Annotated in this window: 17 protein-coding genes and 1 pseudogene; 10 read left to right on the top strand and 8 right to left on the bottom strand. The window is 43.3% G+C overall.

Translation table 11 applies throughout. The annotated features are described in order from the left end of the window. Positions 1-83 precede the first annotated feature (83 nt). Positions 84-1,181 (bottom strand): PhoH family protein, encoded by a 1,098-nt coding sequence (locus ABYU67_RS04380; RefSeq protein WP_372843791.1) that lies wholly within the window; start codon positions 1,179-1,181, stop codon positions 84-86. 564 nt (positions 1,182-1,745) lie between these two features. Here ABYU67_RS04380 and ABYU67_RS04375 point away from each other — a divergent pair. The 3 genes from ABYU67_RS04375 to ABYU67_RS04365 all read left to right on the top strand — a co-directional run bounded on the left by ABYU67_RS04375 (position 1,746) and on the right by ABYU67_RS04365 (position 5,105). After that, on the top strand, positions 1,746-3,047 hold the full coding sequence (locus ABYU67_RS04375) for an FAD-dependent monooxygenase (protein ID WP_372843790.1): 1,302 nt from the start codon (positions 1,746-1,748) through the stop codon (positions 3,045-3,047). A 95-nt stretch (positions 3,048-3,142) separates the two neighbouring features. Continuing rightward, positions 3,143-4,429 carry an FAD-dependent monooxygenase gene (locus ABYU67_RS04370; protein WP_372843789.1) on the top strand — a complete coding sequence of 429 codons (1,287 nt, stop codon included), beginning with the start codon at positions 3,143-3,145 and terminating at the stop codon, positions 4,427-4,429. A gap of 40 nt (positions 4,430-4,469) precedes the next feature. After that, the gene (locus ABYU67_RS04365) at positions 4,470-5,105 is read left to right on the top strand and encodes an OmpA family protein (protein ID WP_372843788.1); all 636 of its coding nucleotides are present in this window, start codon (positions 4,470-4,472) and stop codon (positions 5,103-5,105) included. 35 nt (positions 5,106-5,140) lie between these two features. On the opposite strand, the pseudogene ABYU67_RS04360 reads toward ABYU67_RS04365, so the two are convergent. Then, positions 5,141-5,524, bottom strand: a pseudogene (locus ABYU67_RS04360) (transposase family protein); the annotation flags it as partial. An 8-nt stretch (positions 5,525-5,532) separates the two neighbouring features. Beyond that, positions 5,533-5,877: a transposase family protein gene (locus tag ABYU67_RS04355; RefSeq protein WP_372843787.1), complete on the bottom strand. Its 345-nt coding sequence runs from the start codon at positions 5,875-5,877 to the stop codon at positions 5,533-5,535. 222 nt (positions 5,878-6,099) lie between these two features. Between ABYU67_RS04355 and ABYU67_RS04350 the strand changes: the two genes are divergently transcribed. Beyond that, a complete protein-coding gene (locus ABYU67_RS04350) occupies positions 6,100-6,813 on the top strand; it encodes an OmpA family protein (RefSeq protein WP_372843786.1) in 714 nt (237 codons plus the stop codon). A 33-nt stretch (positions 6,814-6,846) separates the two neighbouring features. Here the strand turns inward: ABYU67_RS04350 and ABYU67_RS04345 are convergent, their stop codons facing one another. From ABYU67_RS04345 to nadA, 3 genes are all read right to left on the bottom strand, one after another. Continuing rightward, on the bottom strand, positions 6,847-7,758 hold the full coding sequence (locus ABYU67_RS04345; protein ID WP_372843785.1) for a lysine exporter LysO family protein: 912 nt from the start codon (positions 7,756-7,758) through the stop codon (positions 6,847-6,849). A gap of 206 nt (positions 7,759-7,964) precedes the next feature. After that, the gene (gene nadB / locus ABYU67_RS04340; RefSeq protein WP_372843784.1) at positions 7,965-9,881 is read right to left on the bottom strand and encodes an L-aspartate oxidase; all 1,917 of its coding nucleotides are present in this window, start codon (positions 9,879-9,881) and stop codon (positions 7,965-7,967) included. 1 nt (position 9,882) lies between these two features. Next, positions 9,883-11,022, bottom strand: coding sequence for a quinolinate synthase NadA (gene nadA / locus ABYU67_RS04335; RefSeq protein ID WP_372843783.1), 1,140 nt, complete (start codon positions 11,020-11,022; stop codon positions 9,883-9,885). A gap of 273 nt (positions 11,023-11,295) precedes the next feature. Between nadA and ABYU67_RS04330 the strand changes: the two genes are divergently transcribed. The 3 genes from ABYU67_RS04330 (at position 11,296) to ABYU67_RS04320 (ending at position 14,304) form a co-directional block, all read left to right on the top strand. Then, the gene (locus ABYU67_RS04330; RefSeq protein WP_372843782.1) at positions 11,296-12,387 is read left to right on the top strand and encodes a hypothetical protein; all 1,092 of its coding nucleotides are present in this window, start codon (positions 11,296-11,298) and stop codon (positions 12,385-12,387) included. A gap of 164 nt (positions 12,388-12,551) precedes the next feature. Then, the gene (nadC, locus tag ABYU67_RS04325) at positions 12,552-13,412 is read left to right on the top strand and encodes a carboxylating nicotinate-nucleotide diphosphorylase (protein ID WP_372843781.1); all 861 of its coding nucleotides are present in this window, start codon (positions 12,552-12,554) and stop codon (positions 13,410-13,412) included. A gap of 250 nt (positions 13,413-13,662) precedes the next feature. Continuing rightward, on the top strand, positions 13,663-14,304 hold the full coding sequence (locus tag ABYU67_RS04320; RefSeq protein WP_372843780.1) for a MarC family protein: 642 nt from the start codon (positions 13,663-13,665) through the stop codon (positions 14,302-14,304). A gap of 135 nt (positions 14,305-14,439) precedes the next feature. On the opposite strand, the gene ABYU67_RS04315 is transcribed toward ABYU67_RS04320, so the two are convergent. Beyond that, a complete protein-coding gene (locus ABYU67_RS04315; protein ID WP_372843779.1) occupies positions 14,440-15,042 on the bottom strand; it encodes a LysE/ArgO family amino acid transporter in 603 nt (200 codons plus the stop codon). Positions 15,043-15,187: 145 nt separating this feature from the next. Between ABYU67_RS04315 and ABYU67_RS04310 the strand changes: the two genes are divergently transcribed. From ABYU67_RS04310 to ABYU67_RS04300, 3 genes are all read left to right on the top strand, one after another. Next, entirely contained in the window at positions 15,188-15,934 is a 747-nt protein-coding gene (locus ABYU67_RS04310) for a hypothetical protein (protein WP_372843822.1), read from the top strand. Between the two features lie 163 nt (positions 15,935-16,097). After that, positions 16,098-16,742, top strand: coding sequence for a hypothetical protein (locus ABYU67_RS04305; protein WP_372843778.1), 645 nt, complete (start codon positions 16,098-16,100; stop codon positions 16,740-16,742). Positions 16,743-16,799: 57 nt separating this feature from the next. After that, positions 16,800-17,357, top strand: coding sequence for a hypothetical protein (locus ABYU67_RS04300; RefSeq protein WP_372843777.1), 558 nt, complete (start codon positions 16,800-16,802; stop codon positions 17,355-17,357). A gap of 105 nt (positions 17,358-17,462) precedes the next feature. On the opposite strand, the gene rluB is transcribed toward ABYU67_RS04300, so the two are convergent. Further along, entirely contained in the window at positions 17,463-18,410 is a 948-nt protein-coding gene (gene rluB / locus ABYU67_RS04295; protein ID WP_372843776.1) for a 23S rRNA pseudouridine(2605) synthase RluB, read from the bottom strand. Between the last annotated feature and the right edge of the window lie 297 nt (positions 18,411-18,707).

Raw genomic sequence — 18,707 nt, 5'->3', positions numbered from 1 at the left:
CCTTTTTTATATCAATAAAAAATATCTAACAGTAAAAAACCGGATATCAAATCCGGTTTCTTTTTTAAGTGTATTAAGAAAGATTAGAGTTTGGCCGCCGCATCCGTCATGGTCTGTTTGCGCTCTTGCTCTTTAAGCCGCTCAAACTTGCGTTTTTCTTGCAAAGCCAATTGTTCATCATCAAAAACATCATAAGCCTCGACGATTTTTTGTACTAACTGATGGCGCACGACGTCTTTTGAGTCAAATTTTGTGATACGTATCTCTTCGATACCACTTAAGATCTCCATCGCTTGCGCCAATCCTGACTTGCTACCGCGTGGTAAATCGACCTGCGTAATATCACCCGTAACGACCGCCCGCGAGCCAAAACCTAAGCGCGTCAAAAACATTTTCATTTGTTCAGGCGTGGTATTTTGCGCTTCATCCAAAATCACAAAGGAGTTATTTAGCGTACGACCACGCATATAAGCAAGCGGGGCGATCTCAATAATTTGTTTTTCAATCATTTTACCGACTTTCTCAAACCCAATCATCTCATATAGCGCATCATATAAAGGGCGCAAATAAGGGTCAATTTTTTGCGTTAAATCACCGGGTAAGAAGCCCAGTTTTTCACCAGCTTCTACCGCAGGGCGGACGAGTAAAATACGTTCAATCTCATTACGTTCAATCATATCGACCGCACAGGCAACCGCAAGGTAAGTCTTACCAGTACCGGCAGGTCCAATACCAAACGACACATCAGAGGATAAAATATCTCTGACATAACGCTGCTGATTGCCACCGCGTGGAATGATGTTACCTTTACGGGTACGCAGACTAATGGGCGTAAAATCGCTTGGCGCGTTTACATCTTCTTCGTCCTCTGCCGATAGCGCTTCGTCCTCTTCGATGTCCTCATCGCGAGCGAGACTAGATTGGATGATAAGATGCAGCTCTTCTGCGCTGATGTCTTTAGTATTTTGCGCTTCATCGACCATTTTATAAATAATACGTTCGCCGCGCTCGACCCCTAATATGTCGCCACTCAGGCAGAAGTCTCCTTGGCGCTGGCTGATTTTAATATCAAGACGTTGTTGAATGTATTTCATGTGGTTGTTGTATTCGCCCAGCACGGTTTTGAGCTGTGCTGGGGTCAAGGATTCAAATTTGATACGGCGGCTCATGGAATCAGTCAAGCGATTATCCTTGTATTGGTAGCCCGCTGCTATGGTTATTGCTTCTATGCTGCATAGACAGTCGGGCTTCAGAGATAAAGTAGTTATAAGTAATTTATAGCTTTTAATGTACGGCTTTTAGATAATAGAAAATAACGGTTGGTTTAATTGGTAATAAGTTTGGTAGTAAGTTTAATGAATAACCTACCTTCATTATGGTAGATAGATTTTAAATTTCAAGCCATATCAAGTTAGGCAGCGCTTTGTTTTTGTATGGTGATTGCAACGATAATCAATAAACGCTAGAGGCTACAAAAATTCACTCTGTTTTCACTATCGCTTTTTTCTATTGAGCTGACTATACATCCTAGCAACTATCTATCGCCAGTATAGATACTGTCAAGACCACAGAATGATAGGGGATTTGTGGTAATCTATGGCTTAGATAATAGCAGTATAAAAACGGCTCTTAAATCGGAAAAAGAGCATAGGATGTTTTTAACATTATAATATTTTGTATAAGTACTCATCATATATAAAAGCCTGCTAAATGGGCAGCTATAGAAATAATTAGGAATAATAACGATGCAAACGACCAAAGAAAATTTGCCAAAATCTAATCATGCTCACCACGCTGCGATGACTGAACAGCAATTACTGATCGCTGGTGGCGGTCATGTGGGTTTATCGTTTGCGTTATTACTAGCGCATCACGGTATCGCCAGTACGCTGCTAGAGAAAAACAGCTATCCAACCATCAGTCCAAACGATGACCGCACACGTAGTCATTATCTAGACAGTCGCAATACCGCGCTGTCACGGCGTACGGTACAGATTTATCAAGAGATTGGGCTGTGGGATGAGCTGCAAAGCCATGCCTGCCGCATTGATGCGGTACAGATTAGTGAGCAGGGCAGTTTTGGGCGCGCGCAGTTAAATAAAGCCGATGAGCAGGTTGAGTCATTTGGGCAAGTGATGGAAAACGCTTGGCTTGGTCGCAAGCTATTGTTGGCAGCCCAACAAGAGCCGCTGATCACCTTGATTGATAACGCCAATGTGATAGCCCTTGACCAACAAAGCGACAGCGTGACGCTAAGCTTTAGCTATTACGGTGAAGAAGAGCATGAGCAGCAATTGCAAGCCAGCGTTTTGGTTGCCTGTGACGGTCGCGATTCTACCGTGCGTCAGTTATTAGATATTGGCATCAGCACTTACGATTATAAGCAAACGGCTATCGTCGGCGTGGTAGAAACCGATAAACCTCATGAGCATAACGCGATTGAGCGTTTTAGCCCAGCAGGACCACTGGCAGTATTGCCATTAACTGACCCAGAAGGTGATGGCAATGATGACTATCAGGCTGGTTATAGACGCTCGGTCGTTTGGGTCTGCCCAACGGGTGAAGAGACGCAATACTTAGAAGATGATGCGCATTTCTTAGCGACTTTGCAGCAGGCATTTGGCGAGCGTGCTGGCACGTTTAAGACCGCTGGTCGCCGCGGCGCTTATCCATTGACGCGAGTATTGGCAAATAAGCAAGTCGATGGTCGCTGCGTCATTATGGGTAATGCCGCGCACACCTTGCATCCGGTCGCAGGACAAGGTTTTAATCTGTGTATGCGTGATGCCCATGTATTGGCACAAATGATGAGCGCGCAAGTACTTAAAGGTGAAGATATCGGTGATCCAACCCTGCTAAAACGCTATGAAAAAGCCCGTCAAACCGACCAAAAGCGGGTCATACGTTTTTGTGATGCGGTGGTACATGGCTTTACGCATCCTAACCCAGTGATAAAACTGGCGCGTAATGTCGCCTTAGTTGCCTTTGATAGATTCCCGAATATTAAGCCGTTAATTGCCAATTATGCGATGGGTCTAAAATCTTAGTATTGCTAAGCCATCAAAAAACTTCAAAAATCTAAATGCTGCTAATTATTAAAAATATCAGCGGATCATTCAAATAGCGACACAAAGGATATTTTATGAAAAATAACCACACGCTGATTATTGGCGGCGGTATCGTCGGTGCAACCCTTGCGCTAAAACTGGCACAAGATAATAAGCCGGTGACGCTCATCGACGCGCGCCCAAAGCGTGATGAGGCTGATTGGCAGCAAATCCTTGGCAAGCGGGATGCGCGCGTGTATGCGCTGAGTCTTGCCAGCATTAATTTGTTAGAAGAGGTTGGTGCTTGGCAAAAGATAGCAGCGTCAGAGCGTAAGGCTGATTATTGTCAAATGCAGGTTTGGCAGCTAAATGGTAGGGGCGAGCTGCTGTTTGGCGATAGTAAGGATGATGACAATAGCAGTGATAAAAGTAATCAAAATTTGTCACCAAACTTACTCGGTAGTATGGTTGAGCCAGTAGTTATTGAATATGCCTTATGGCAGCGTTTAACAGCGCCTGATGTCAGGCAGTATCTAACCGTCATCGATGGGCAAAAGGTTGTCGATATGGACTGGCTGGGTGCGACACAAGGTTATCGCGTGACTTTAGATAACGATACCGTCATTGATGCAAATTTATTGGTTGGTGCTGATGGTCGTGGCTCATTCGTGCGTAAGCAGGCAGGCATTGAGCTTGATGTGCTCGATTATAGTCAAACGGCGATTTGCTGCGCCATTCAAACTGAAAAGCCGCATCTAGCAACTGCTCGTCAAGCTATGCTACCGACAGGTACATTGGCATTATTGCCGCTCGCTGATATCACTGATGAAGATAAAGCCAACCCGCAACATTGGCAGTCGATTGTATGGACACTGCCACGCAACCAAGCATTGGCTTTGATAGAAGAAACACCGCGCTATATCGCTGATAAACTCGCTGCTGCCAGTCATTATGAGCTTGGCGCTATCCAGCAGATTGAATCAATCGCCAGCTTTCCGTTAGCGGCGCAGCAAGCAAAGACTTATGTCGCGGATAACTTAGTATTAATTGGTGACGCCGCGCATGGTGTACATCCGCTTGCTGGACAAGGTCTCAATCTAGGTATGCTCGATGTAAAAGCATTAAGCAAACAATTGGCGCATGATTATAACCGTAGTGGCGGGTCGCTTTGGGGTACCAATCAAACCTTACGTAGCTATGAGCGTCTGCGTCGACCGCATAATAGTCTGATGATGCACAGCTTTTCTGCGCTTAACTGGCTGTTTGCAGGCTCGCTTGCGCAGATGCGTCCGATTCAGCAACTTCGTAATGAAGGCATGTACCGCGTGGGTAAAATTAAACCGCTGATGCGCCTGTTTGCCAAGCAGGCGAGCGGGGTTTGAGGGTTTAAACTGAACGTTTTATATGAACTAAGGATGGTGTATGAAAACTCATTCATGGATGATGATAGGCGTGGTAATAGCTAGTTTTACATTAGCTTCCTGCCAGTCTGTACCAATAAAAGACTTAAGCCGCAAAGAGTCATATAACACACCTAAAGCCATGATAGAGCCACTTGCAGATACAGACAATGATAGTGTCCCTGACATTATAGATAATTGCCCGAATACTCCTAAGGGTGTGGTGACGGAGGAGTATGGTTGTCCTCTCACCACTATTGGAACGGGTTTGCAAATGGAATACCGTGCCTTTTTTGCTAAAGGTAGTAGTGAGCTAACATCTAAATATCAGGTTGAACTGGATAAAGTAGCGGCAAGAATGAAAGAGTATGATACCGCTATTTTTAAGATTGAGGGGCATATTTCAGAGGATGAAATTAGTAAAGAGTTAAACTCATTACCTAAAAATAGAGCACTGATAATCAAAAACCATCTTCTATTAAAGCATGGTATAGAATCTAATCGATTAATGACTTTAAATTGTGAGACTAAAGCGCCCATCGCTCCTAATGATACTGAGGAGGGCAGAGCTTTTAATCGTCGGGTCTATGGTTTATTAACTGAGCCTGATAATGACTATCCTATCAATTTAAAAACAGGCATCTGCGTTGAGTTTTAAATAGTATTTTTTGATAAATAGACCTCTTGCAAAACTCATAGGTTAAGCTCGGAATTAATGATACCAGCAAACAGCTTCATTCTAAGATCATAGCGCTGACGACGGTTGCGATATTTATGAGCCACGATTTTAAACAACTTGATTAAGCCTATTTTGTGCTCAACCACAATACGGAACTTTGCCAGATAGTGATTGGCCTGTTTGCATATCTCCAATAACTGACCACCACGAGGTTTCTTAAATGGTATGAAAGTTTGGTTATGTAGCTTTGCTAACCCTTGATAACCACTGTCTGCTAGATAGTTAGTGTTCTCAGGTAACCAGTCAGGACAAGTATCTTTATACAGCTTAAAATCGTGGATTGACCCTTTACAGGTTTGCACATCAAGTATCAAACCAGTTTGCCAATGGACGATAACCTGCGCTTTTAAGGTGTGTTGTTTTTTCTTGCCGCTGTAGTAGTCTCTTTGGTTTTTTTTGGACGCTCAATTGGGGTTTCGGTGGCATCGACAATGACGACTGACCAATTGATGTCCTCATCGACACGACTAGGCAGCTTTTTAGGCAATTCAAACTTGCCAGAGTCAATCAGTGTGTCTTCTACTTTACGAATGATACGGCTAGCAGAAGACTCATGAATACCAAAGTCCATACTGATATGATAAAGCGTGCGGTATTCACGCCAATAAGTCAGGGCTAGTAGTATCTGCTCCTTAAGACTGAGCACACTTGGTCTACCTGATTTGGTCTTAGATGCTTCATGCTCTTGCATGGCCTCAAGCATGTCTTAAAAGGTGGCTTTATGAATGCCAGTGTAGCGTTTAAAACCAGCGTCACTTTGTTTGAGTAGCTTATCTATGTTTGGCATATCTATTAAGTAAGTAGAGTTCAATAATATACGTTGTGTCTTACAACTACTTTTGCAAGAGGTCTAATAGCTATCAACTCAATATAAATGTAAAGTTGTTTTTGAAGGTATTCAAAGAGGGTAACAATGCGAATGAAAAACTGTAGCACTTTATTGCTGTTAGCAATATCTATAGCGTTAGCTGGCTGCCAAACCACTGTAACTGCGCTGTCTAAAGAGTTACCTCAACATGAAAACATCAGGACGATGCAAGTAGAGATTGATTCAGATGGTGACGGTGTGCTTGATGCTATAGACGAATGCCCTGAAACGCCATCTAACGTAGTGGTTGATGCTAAAGGCTGTCAAATAATAATTGAGGGAGGTGATGCACTGGAAATGGAGTTTGCTGGGTTTTTTCCATTAATGAGCAGTCAATTACCTGATATTTATAATGCAGAATTTGTGAAAATAGCAGAAAAAATCAATGAGTATCCAGAAGCCAGTGTTTTTATTTTCGGTCATGCAGCCACAAATGAAATTGATGAAGATTTAGCGACGCTTGGTTTTCATTCTTTATCACGCAATCGCGCCCTTAGTATCAAAGATACATTAGTCTTGCAGCATCATATTGATGCTAAGCGTATCCGTACTTATGAGTGTTCAAATAAATTATTGGTTAGAGAGACAGATTATATAAATCCTAGTTTTAAAGCACTTAATATGAAAGGTCTTGAGGCAAAACAGCGCCGCGCAACGTTGATGGCAAGTAGTTCAGTTAATGATTTAATGAGTCTTAAATATAAGTCTGATGTTCAAAGATATGGTAAATACGCCAAGCATTGCGAGCTATTTGAATAATGGCAAATTCTGATAAACCGCAAAAATTTAACCTTACCCCAAAGACGAAAACAATACCATTAGCACTGGTGCGACGATATTAATAATAAAACCAAAGCTGATTGCTAATGGCACGACTTTTAGACCACCTGATTGCTGAATGATTGGCAACGTAAAATCTAAACTGGTTGCACCACCAAGTCCAACTGAGGCTGATGGATATTTACGCATAAAGACGGGTATAAATATCAATGCAAAGAACTCACGTATTAAGTCATTAAACAACGCCACACTACCCCAAATCGCCCCATAAGCATCGGTCATCACAATCGCTGATAGCGAATACCAGCCAAACCCTGATGCCAGTGCCAAGCCTTTTGTCCAAGAGACATCACTAAACATCAGCGCAAAAATAAGTCCGCCAACCAATACCGATAACGTAAAAATAATGCTCATTTCAACGCCGCGCTTATTGAGCAGCACTTCCTTTAAGGTGATACCTGAGCCCTTTAATCCAATACCAACCAATAATATGAGTATCATTAACATGACGGTCATGGTGTTTTCAGGCGGTATATAGTCGGCTGGCAAGAAATAACCAATCACAAAACCTATTACCACGCAGATGACTTGAGTCAGGCTGCCGCGAATACTGACGCGATGCTCTTTAGATTTAATACTAGGCTTTTTGGCATGCCACGGACGCAAACGGTCAAACAGCATCAAGCCAAATAAACCCGATCCGATGGTCAGTATCGATAATATCGTGACATATAGCGCAATCTCACCTACTTGACTGCCAAGGCCCTCAACTTGCGCCAGCTCAATACCGATAAGGCCCAAAATAATAAAGACCAAATAAGACAAGCCTTTATCGGCAACTTTGGTGAGGGTAGGATTGGATGGAATGGCAAAGCCAATAAACATTGGCATTAAAACCAAGACAAGGGTAACTAAGCTTTGCATGGTAAAGGGCTCGCGGCATTTTTTAAAAGGCGTTTTAACAAAGTCTTTTTAGAAGGGGTTTTTAAGAAGTCGAAGATTGTAACATATCAGAGTAACAATACTGACATAAGCAGATAAAATTCATTGAATTGCTGCTGTTCTAAGCGTCTTTTATGAGTATCCCTATGTGCTGAACAGCAGCGCGATATTAATTGAATATAACGCAGCTATCCCGCTTGCTTATATTTGACAGATTCATGATGCTTTTGCATGTCTGACGTGAGGTTACTGAGACTACTTAATGGGCAAATAGCTTGGTTTGCTAATGGCTCAATCACACTGATACGGGGCGTTGCGGCTAAATTAGGATAGTCTGTTCGATAATGGCCACCGCGACTTTCAAGGCGCTGATAAGCAGACTGAATGATCAAAGTTGCTAATTGCAATTGTTTGGCCAGTTGAAAAACTACTAGGCTATCAGCTGTTATAACTTCATCTGAAGTGGGTGCATTAGTCTGATGAAGCTCAGTTTTTTTAAGCCACTGTTGCCATTGCTGTATTTGTACAAACGCTTGTTCTAATGACTGAGCATCACGAGTAATACCCATATATGAGGTCATTAACGTTTTTAGCTCTGTAGTTATTTTGCGAGCTTGATTGGTCATATCTATATTGCTATCCGCTTTATCATAGTGATATGAAGTAGAGGGCACATCAGTAAAAGAGGGGAGCGTAATAGAGTGACTGTCTTTAAGCGTTGGGGCTGCCCAAATGGGAAATGTTGGTAAATCTATGATCTTATTTATGTTCCTATAAATAGCGTTAGTTTCTAGATGCTCTACTGCTTTTAAATAGCGCGGTAAGTCAGTAGCGATATTACGCCCAACGACCACGCATTCCAACAGTGAATTACTGGCCAAACGGTTTGCTCCATGTAAGCCTGTATAAGCGACTTCACCAGCAGCATACAGACCTGCTATATCGGTTGCGCCATTAGCATCAGTAACCACCCCACCACAGCTATAGTGAGCCGTAGGAGCAACCGGAATAGGCTCTTTGGTCATATCAATACCAAGCGCCAATAGCGTCTGATAAATCTGCGGAAAGTGCTCGCACAAGAATGTCGCTGGCAGGTGACTGATATCCAGATGTACATAGCCAAGACCATTTATACTAGCTTGCTCAGCGATAGCACGAGCAACGATGTCTCGTGGTGCCAGTTCTGCACGCGCATCAATATCTAGCATAAAGCGGTTGCTAGTCTTTGGACAATAAAGCCGACCACCTTCGCCGCGCAGCGCTTCTGATATCAAAAAGCTGCTATCACCCAGTGCCAGTCCCGTCGGATGAAATTGAATAAATTCCAAATTTGCCAAGCGGCAACCTGCCTGCCATGCCATGATGACGCCATCACCGACACAGACATTGGGGGCGCTAGCACGCTTAAACAATTGCCCTAAGCCGCCACTGGCTAGTACCACCGCTCGGCTATGAAAGGTAGTTTGGCACTGATTAACATGGTCAAAAACCAGCGCGCCTTGGCATCGCCCGTCGCTGTTTTTTATAATATTTAGCGCTTCATGGTAGGGCAAGATAGTGATATTAGAAGCAGCTTGCGCGTTTATAGTCAAGGCTTCCATGATATAGCGACCTGTAGCATCATCAGCATGAGCAACACGTCTACAACCATGACCACCTTCCTTGGTTAGATGCAAATCGTCAGTTCGTAGTTCAGTGACAGGTTTTGCACTGTGGTTTTTACCTTTACTTTCTTGCGTAATCTGGGTAAAGGGTACGCCTTGCTCACATAGCCATTGAACCGCTTGCTGCCCTGCGTTTAAGATGCTGGCAGTGTTATCCGCTGCACATAATCCTGCACCAGCGATAAGGGTATCGCTGATATGGTCAGCTACCGAATCATCTTTATCTAAGCTTGCGGCGATACCGCCTTGGGCATAATGGCTTGAGCAAACGTCCAGTGCTGCTTTACTTAATATCGTAATATGCAGCGACTTAGGCAAGGCAAGAGCAGTACTCAATCCTGCAAGGCCAGCGCCAATAATAAGTACCTCTGTCTCTACGACAGCATCAGGGCTTTGAGACACAGCACGGTTGCCTTTAGCATTTGAGCAGATCGCGCTCATATTACGCCGCCCCAACATTGGCGAATAGCGCGCGGTCTTTGACGATATCGCCACTTGCTGCTACGCGCTGTTTTTGTGATTCTGCAAAATCAAGCATACGTTGTAGTGGCTTTCTAGCTGCGGCTGCCAGCTCAGGCGTCATTAGTACTTCACCGCTATTATGGATCAGGCACTGCTCGATACCTTGTAGAGCATTCATCGCCATCCATGGACAAAACGCACAGCTTTTGCAGCTGGCACTTTCACCAGCGGTAGGCGCAGCCAAAAAACGCTTGTTCGGTGAGCGCTTTTGCATCTCATGCAAGATACCCAAGTCCGTTGCGACAATAAAGGTATCGGCATCCATCTCATAGGTGGATTGCAGCAGCTTACTGGTCGAGCCAACCACGTCAGCAAGTGCCACCACACTGTCAGGAGATTCAGGATGTACCAATACTTTTGCATTAGGATGCTGTTCTTTTAGTTGCATAAGCTCAGTGGCTTTAAACTCATTATGTACCATACATGAGCCTTGCCAGAGCAGCATATCTGCTCCAGTCTCACGGGCAATGTATTTACCTAAGTGTCTATCAGGACCCCAAATGATAGGCTCACCTTGTTCATGCAAATGACGAACGATATCAATGCCGACTGAGGAGGTGACCACCCAATCGGCTCGTGCTTTTACTGCCGCACTGGTATTAGCATAAACCACCACGGTACGCTCGGGATGCGCATCACAAAAGGCAGAAAACTCATCGGCAGGGCAGCCCAAGTCAAGTGAACATTCCGCCTCCAAGTCTGGCATCAGGACAGTTTTTTCCATACTAAGTATCTTTGCTGACTCACCCATAAAGCGCACACCTGCTACGACCAGTGTCTGCGCACTATGCGCCTGGCCAAAGCGCGCCATCTCAAGCGAATCACCAACACAGCCGCCCGTTGCCAAGGCCAAATCTTGAATAAAGGGATCGACATAATAATGCGCCACTAAGACGGCGTTATTATCCTTCAATAGCTGCTTAATGTTTTCTTCAACTTTCAATCGCTCACTACGCGGCAAATCTGCTGGCATCTTTGCTTTGGCATATTCAATATTCATTTGAGTAGCAATGCGATTATCAGTACTCATAATCGGCGCGTCATACGGATACGTTTTCATAAGTGCAAACCTTTCATGCAATAACGACACATCAATTGCCGCTAAAAGTAAGTCAAGTAAATAGCGCTAAAAAATACACTGTTTTAATTATGCTCATTTTGAGCATAAATACAAGAAATTTTTTATACGTTTATTATTTCTGTAGAACACATTTTGTATAATTACAACTGCAAACTATGATAACCATCTATTCAAGCTATACTGAGCATATGGTCAGTGGCTTATTATTTGAGCTATATTTAACAATTAAAATAAAAGGTAATCACTAACGTCATGACGTTATCTTATTCACACGCTCATCAGCAGGGTAGCGGCACGACTGAGGTCGTCGCAGTACTGGTTGCGATTACTGAGCATACGGCGCGCGTTTTAACTGTTGACCAAGGTAAGCTGTTGCCCAATGGCCCACTTATGCCATTGCATCGCTCACTACAAGCGGGCGTGCGTCAATGGGTTGAAGAGCAAACGCAGCAGCCACTTGGTTATTTGGAACAGCTATATACCTTTGTCGATACCAATAGGCGTAATAATGATGGCCATGCGCTGGTCTATGTCAGCTATCTAGGATTGGTACAAGAAACACAAACGCAGCTACAAAGCCAAGCATTATGGCGTGATTGGTATGATTATTTTCCATGGGAAAATCACATAGATGGTATGCCAACTATCATTATGGACTATATCGTACCAGCATTATTACGCTGGGCAGATGATACAAAAGATCCTGATGTGCAGCAGCGTCGCCGTCAGCGTATTGGTTTATGTTGGGGTGTTAGCGAGACGGTTTTTAATAGTCCTTCTAAGAATAAAAGCCTGCTTTCAAATACAAAGAGCAATAAGCAACCGATACTTAACGAAGAATACGAGAGTAGAGAGTGGATTGCAGAACATGTGCTTCTGCGCTATGAGATGCTCTATGAAGCAGGTCTTATTGTAGAAGCACCGACCTATCCAGCAAGTTATTTGTCCAACACTCAATCTGGTAATGGGGAAGCGACTGAAGCGTTTAAGTTGCCTGATAACTGGTCGCAGCTGATAGGCGCGCCGATGTATTATGACCATCGCCGCGTGATTGCGATGGCTATTTCACGACTGCGTGCAAAAATTGAATATCGACCGCTGATTTTTGGTTTGATGCCAGATGTCTTTACTTTATCGCAGTTACAACAAAGCGTTGAAGCACTATCGGGTGTGCGCTTACATAAGCAAAACTTTCGCCGGCTGCTAGAGTCACAGAATCTGGTACTAGAAACCGGGCAGAGTAGCAGCGCTCAGCGTGGTCGTCCAGCCAAGCTTTATCGTTTTCGCCATGATATTGAACTGCAAAGTTTACTGATGGATAGCAAATTGCCAAAGCGTAAATAGATGCAAAGTCATTATCACTTTTAGAAGTTATTCAGAACCTATAAACTTATTGAAACTTTCAATCTGTTATATTTCCTTGCGAGCCTATTAACTTTACGTTATATTTATGCTCATTTTGAGTTTAAATAAGATTTTCTAGACGATACGCATAATAAGGGCTAATAATGACAATCAGACGAGAGCCAGCATTGGCTGAGGTATTACTTAAACCCTTGGTCGAAGCAGCATTAACAGAAGATCTGTGCAGACGCGGTGATATTACCTCACAAGCGACCATTCCAGCTGATATGCAAGCACAGTTGCAAATCAGAGCGCGCCAATCTGGCGTCATATGCGGTATGGATTTAGCACGCTTATCTTTTGCTTTGATTGATGGAGAGATAGAGTTTGTCGCGCAAGTGCATGATGGTGAACGGGTCGAAGCTGGTACAGTTTTAGCCACTGTGCGCGGCAATGCGCGAAATTTGCTGACCGCAGAGCGTACGGCGCTTAACTTTATGACCCATCTTAGCGGTATTGCGACCGATACAAAGAAGATTGTCGATAGCGTTGCAGAATATCCGGCGCAAATTACCTGTACCCGTAAAACCATTCCAGGCCTACGTATCGTACAAAAATATGCGGTACGCTGCGGCGGCGGACGCAATCATCGTTTGGGCTTGGACGATGCGATTTTAATTAAAGACAATCATATTGCCATCGTAGGTGATATCAAAACAGCGATTAAGAAAGCCCAAGAATTTGCTGGACATCTGATTCCGATCGAAGTTGAGGTCGATACCCTTGAGCAGTTAAAGCAAGCGCTTGATGCTGGTGTGAGTTTGGTGCTATTAGATAATATGTCGCCTGAGATACTGTCGAAGGCGGTCGCCATGTGTCAAGGTCGCGCTAAGACCGAGGCATCAGGCGGTATTATCCCTGAAACCGTACAAGCTGTTGCACAAACGGGTGTTGATTTTATCGCAATGGGTTATTTGACGCATAGCACTAGCGCATTAGATATAGGTTTGGATTTTAGTGCCTAGTCTCAATGTTTATGCTATGCATAGACTTGTTTTGAGAGGGTTAGATAAAGGGTTAAGCTTCTATTGAAAGGTCAGATTTGTATCGATATGCTATGGATTTGGTAAGACGTGAGAATTAAGCGAAGTTAATGATTTAATTGGCTTATCTGCCTATGCTACAATGCCGCTGCTACCGACTATTAGGTCATTGATGCACTTGCACGATGACCCTATTTTTGCCCGATTTGACTAATAGACAAGCGAGCGCTCAGTGAATACTGAAATTATTAAGATAATCCTGGCCTTTATGGTACTGATTAACCCCTTTAGCGCATTGACGTTGTTTTTAGATTCAACGCGTGGTTATTCGATGAATAATCGACGTAAAGTGGCGCGCGTTGCTTGTCTGACAATTTTTATCACCATCAGTTTCTTCACTTTAGCAGGCGAAACCCTGCTTAAAGTTTTGGGTATTTCAATCGGCTCGTTTCAGCTAGCCGGTGGTATCTTGGTATTTTTAATCGCCTTGAATATGATGAATGGCGAGGGCAATCCGGTTAAGCCCGACCAAGAAAACTTCGATGTCGACCATCTGCAAGGTGCGCCGCCAACGATGGCAGCAGCGGTGGTACCGATTGCTATTCCGATGATGATTGGACCGGGTGGTATCTCAACCGTCATTATTTATTCCTCACAAGTTTCCGGTATTTTGCAAGTATCGGCCATCCTCATTGCAGGTTTGTTTATCAGTCTATTTTGCTACTTAGCATTGATGGCAGCCGGTCGTATCAGCCGCTTATTGGGTGATACAGGGCTTAATATTATGAGTCGAATCATGGGGATGTTGCTGGCGGCAGTTTCTATCGAGATTATCGTTAATGGTCTGCGCACCTTATTCCCTAATTTGATTTAGTTTTTATATTATATTCAGACTGTAACAGCTATATCATTGCTCAAAAACCCAAATACTTTTAAAAGGATTTGGGTTTTCTGTTTTTTAAGTAGCGTATTTATTTTACTTAAAGGCTCTTAAGTAGAAATTTGTAGTTTAGCTTTGGTATAAATGCCAAGCCAAATAGAGCATCAATATGCCGACCAAAGCATCAAGGATATTCCACGCTTTTGGTTTGGCAAATAAGGGCTTGAGTAACCGTGCACCATAGCCGAGCGCAAAAAAGAAAAAGAATGAAGCGCTGACTGCTCCGACTGTAAATGCAAGCTTACTACTCGCACCCGTTGAAACCATACCGACCAGCACCAAGGTATCTAAGTAGACATGTGGATTGAGCCACGTAAAACCAAAGCATAGCAACAACGCCTTTTTTAGACTGGTGACGACGTGTCCGTCGACCGTGAGCGCATGCGAGAAACGTACACTGGCATATAAGCTTTGTAGTCCATAACCCAATAAGAATATGACGCCTGCGACCTTTGCCATATTGACCACTTGCGGGTAGCGTGCCGTTACTGCCCCAAAACCACCCACCCCCGCTGAAATCAATAACGCATCACTGACTGCGCAGAATAGGCAGACAAAAAATATGTGCTCGCGTTTTAACCCTTGTTTAAGGACAAAGGCGTTTTGTGAACCAATAGCGATAATCAGGGATAAGCCAAGTAAAAAACCAGAACTGTAATCGGCGATATTCATAATGATGATTTTAACCTTTAGGAAACGCTGACGTTTGCTTACTGGCAGCGCCGCAAAAAGCTGTTAAGATAAGGGATTGAATGGTCGAATGCAATCGGTAAATGGGCGAGGAGCACAGTAAGTCATGGTCATAAGTTTGACAAGAATGCTACAGTCATTTGGGCAAGCACAAGATGATATGCCAGCTGCTGCTGCCAAAAATGCTCAGCAGGCGGCTGCCAATAAACTTACGACTACCACAAATACGGCTAGCAAAAATAACCATCAATCCGCTAATGCCTCTACAGATAACAGCTCTACCCTCAGTGAGCCACAGCGTACCGAGCGTATTTGTGATGCCTTAGCGCAAGTGTCTGATATTCGCACGCCAACCCCATTGACTGATCGTTATTTGTCCAATCGTGCCCACATGCGACCGAGTAACAGACCACCTTTTGACCCAGATACCTTATGGTATCTTAAACATGGACGCTGTCCGATTATGACTGAGCTTGTGAATGTGGTTGATGACGCCACGCTAAATGCCATGCCCATTGAAGCAGTTGCTATTTTAGATAGAATCAATGGCAAATTAAAACGTTACCGTGAATGGAGTAGCGAGCTTAATGAGGAGCAGCAGCAGCAACATAATGAGCGTCAATTTGTCATTGATAAGCTGATATCAGAGAGTATCCCTGAAGCCTTACATCATTACGAGCAGTTGCAGCGCTTTAGTCCCCATCGCACGAAGAACAATGTGGTACAGGGTAAAATGACCGCAGGTGATATGCTCACAGATCTGTTTTTAGAGATTGATTATGAGCTTGATGAATTGTTAGAGGAGCTGCATCAAATAGTGATGAATCGTCTGGCCTCAACCCATCGTTATGTCAAAAGCCGTACACAAAATTAGAGGCAAGCTCCACGTTGTCAGATAATATATCCATATTATTTAGCAGCGACTAACAATATAGGGCTTTAATAGAGCCCTATTTTTTTGTTTAATAACCCTTAAGTATTATCTAGAACAATAATAAATTTGCCAATGAATAAGATTGGATAGGAAGGAGGATGTTATGACCCAAATCACTGCCATGCTTGTCATGTTTGTTTTATATGGGGTACTCCCCGCAGCGGGTCTGTATTTAGGCTACCGTGGCATCAAAAAAGTAACCGCACCTAAAATGCTAGCCTATAAAGCGCTGCCGCAATTGGGTTATATTCCTGAGAAAAGCTTGCCTGCTGACGTCAAAGCTGCCCTTAGCCAAATTAATGCAAAAGGTGAAAAGCTACGCCTTATGTATGGTGATACCAATAATGATGGCAAGATAGATGATAAAGATACAGTGAGTGAAACCTATATCACCATTCAAAATCTGATGGATAAACATGTACCGCAGGCAGTAGCCGATTATCGCCGCTTACATGACTTAGATGTGGGGGATAGCGCGCTTGCTGATACCACAAAAATTAAACATTCTGATGTCACGGGCAAAGAAGCACTGTTGGACATATTGGCCACTATCAATACCCAGTTTGATGCATTACTTAATGCTTCATACCATCAAGATGGACAAAAGCTCTTAGCAACCAATCGATATCTACAGCAGCGTTTTGACAACCCTGACATAGATACAGAGACGCAGTTACTTGACCATGCTGATAAAATAGAGATAATTGAAAATCTTGCGGACGATATGGTTGATAAAGAGATTAGATAGACAGTCGTGAATAATTAAGAGAATCCATGACGGCTGAACAATTAAGAGTAAATGGCTATGAGTGTATTAATAGGCGTTGGTATCATAACGTCAGTGAGCATCTTCTATCTAGGTAGAAAAGGCTGGCATGCTTTTCATAAAGCGGTTGGCATTACGCCAGGCGTACTTGTTTATCAAGATGTCAATGCACCATTATCGCTAGCAAGCATTAGCTGGCAACGACTAGATCTTAATAAAAAGCATCTTAATACTTTAGCCGATAGTCAGCTGCGCCAGCTGCAGTGTATCGATGAAAAGGTAGCCAATTATTATTGCTATCAGCTAGAGCTAAAATCACAAGAAAAGACGCCTGCAATTAGCGAAGCACAGTTCGTATTGCATAAAATGCTACAGACACGGTTGCCTGAACTACTCAGCAGTTATTATCAACTGACAATTATCAAGTCAAATGCTAAAAGCGTTAATAATCAATCACGGGATGAGGCCGGCAAGTTGCTGCAAGAGGTATTAGATACTATTGAACAGCGTTTAAACAGTTTGTCAGAGCAACTAGAGCAGCAGCAATTACAAGATATGCGGGTGATGAAGCGCTATATGGATAGTCATAATCGCTAAGATGTCAGTCATTAGAAAATATGAACTAATACCAGTCAATAAAAAGCTGCCAATGATTATATATCATTGGCAGCTTTTTATTGATGACACTAAATCTAAAACAGATTAGCGCTTATCGCTGCGGTCACGAGTATTACGGGTGCCGCGACTAGCAGGACTACCACTAGTTTTTGGTTTGGCACTACTATTACGATTGTCGCTACCACTGCGGTTATCGCTACGACTGTCAGTAGTACGACGTGCTTTTAGCGGTTTATTCTTGATACGCTCTTGCTTTTCTTTAGCAGCGCCATGTAGACCTGTAACATAACGCGGGCGCAAGTTCACTAGGTCTGTTAAGGTGTTAATATCTTTTCTATCAAGCTCTAAAAAGCGACCTGTACGTAGCTCTTTTGGTAGTGCAATATTGCCATAGCTCGTACGTAACAGGCGGCTGACTTTAAGACCTTGAGATTCAAATAAACGACGAACTTCTCGGTTACGACCTTCTTTAAGCTGCACATGATGCCACTTGTTCACCCCTTCGCCGCCGCCTTCTTTGATATCATCGAATTTGGCCAAACCATCTTCTAACATGACACCTGTGGTCATCGCGCGTGCCATATCTGGGGTAACTTCACCCAATACACGTACGGCATATTCACGAGTGACTTCGCTAGATGGATGCATCAAGCGATGCGCCATCTCGCCATCGTTGGTAAATAATAATAGACCTGTCGAATTAATATCCAAACGTCCAACCATTACCCAGCGGTCATGAGTGAGCTTTGGCAAACGCTCAAATACAGTCGGACGACCTTCTGGATCATTCGCTGAGCAGACCTCACCTTCAGGCTTATAATAAGCCAAAACACGGCGACGTTTTTCATTTTCAGCGGTATATTTGATCTGACGACCATCAACACGAATCTCATCGCCTTGCTCAACGCGATCACCGATAGTCGCTGGACCATTATTGACCGTGACACGACCTGCCTTAATCACTTCTTCCATCTGACGACGCGAACCAAGTCCCATACGGGCCAGTGCTTTCTGTAATTTTTCATCTTTCATAACGATTTCCTTGAATCGGTGGCTTTACATTTCTCAATGTATAAAATTGGACTGCATATTATACGCTATTTATAACAGTGATAGAGATTATGTTACGATTATTCTTAATTTCATATCTATATAAGTTGAATAATTTTCATATCATTTGTCGACCCAAATCGCTTATTCAAATAATTGAGAAGATGTTTTTTTATAATCTATATGGCCAATGAATATGCTGCAAATACTAATGAGTATAAGGAATTTGCCATATATACTGTTCATCAGTTAAACGAGATTTTTATTGAAAACATATCA

The organism is Psychrobacter sp. (assembly GCF_041554015.1).
GTDB lineage: Bacteria > Pseudomonadota > Gammaproteobacteria > Pseudomonadales > Moraxellaceae > Psychrobacter.
This window is presented reverse-complemented; position numbering and strand designations above follow the sequence as displayed.

Coding starts and splice junctions, on each gene's coding strand:
- ABYU67_RS04375 (WP_372843790.1), top strand. CDS start 1,746: ATGCAAACGACCAAAGAAAATTTGCCAAAATCTAATCATGCTCACCAC.
- ABYU67_RS04370 (WP_372843789.1), top strand. CDS start 3,143: ATGAAAAATAACCACACGCTGATTATTGGCGGCGGTATCGTCGGTGCA.
- ABYU67_RS04365 (WP_372843788.1), top strand. CDS start 4,470: ATGAAAACTCATTCATGGATGATGATAGGCGTGGTAATAGCTAGTTTT.
- ABYU67_RS04355 (WP_372843787.1), bottom strand. CDS start 5,877: ATGCAAGAGCATGAAGCATCTAAGACCAAATCAGGTAGACCAAGTGTG.
- ABYU67_RS04350 (WP_372843786.1), top strand. CDS start 6,100: ATGCGAATGAAAAACTGTAGCACTTTATTGCTGTTAGCAATATCTATA.
- ABYU67_RS04345 (WP_372843785.1), bottom strand. CDS start 7,758: ATGCAAAGCTTAGTTACCCTTGTCTTGGTTTTAATGCCAATGTTTATT.
- nadB (WP_372843784.1), bottom strand. CDS start 9,881: ATGAGCGCGATCTGCTCAAATGCTAAAGGCAACCGTGCTGTGTCTCAA.
- nadA (WP_372843783.1), bottom strand. CDS start 11,022: ATGAAAACGTATCCGTATGACGCGCCGATTATGAGTACTGATAATCGC.
- ABYU67_RS04330 (WP_372843782.1), top strand. CDS start 11,296: ATGACGTTATCTTATTCACACGCTCATCAGCAGGGTAGCGGCACGACT.
- nadC (WP_372843781.1), top strand. CDS start 12,552: ATGACAATCAGACGAGAGCCAGCATTGGCTGAGGTATTACTTAAACCC.
- ABYU67_RS04315 (WP_372843779.1), bottom strand. CDS start 15,042: ATGAATATCGCCGATTACAGTTCTGGTTTTTTACTTGGCTTATCCCTG.
- ABYU67_RS04310 (WP_372843822.1), top strand. CDS start 15,188: ATGCTACAGTCATTTGGGCAAGCACAAGATGATATGCCAGCTGCTGCT.
- ABYU67_RS04305 (WP_372843778.1), top strand. CDS start 16,098: ATGACCCAAATCACTGCCATGCTTGTCATGTTTGTTTTATATGGGGTA.
- ABYU67_RS04300 (WP_372843777.1), top strand. CDS start 16,800: ATGAGTGTATTAATAGGCGTTGGTATCATAACGTCAGTGAGCATCTTC.
- rluB (WP_372843776.1), bottom strand. CDS start 18,410: ATGAAAGATGAAAAATTACAGAAAGCACTGGCCCGTATGGGACTTGGT.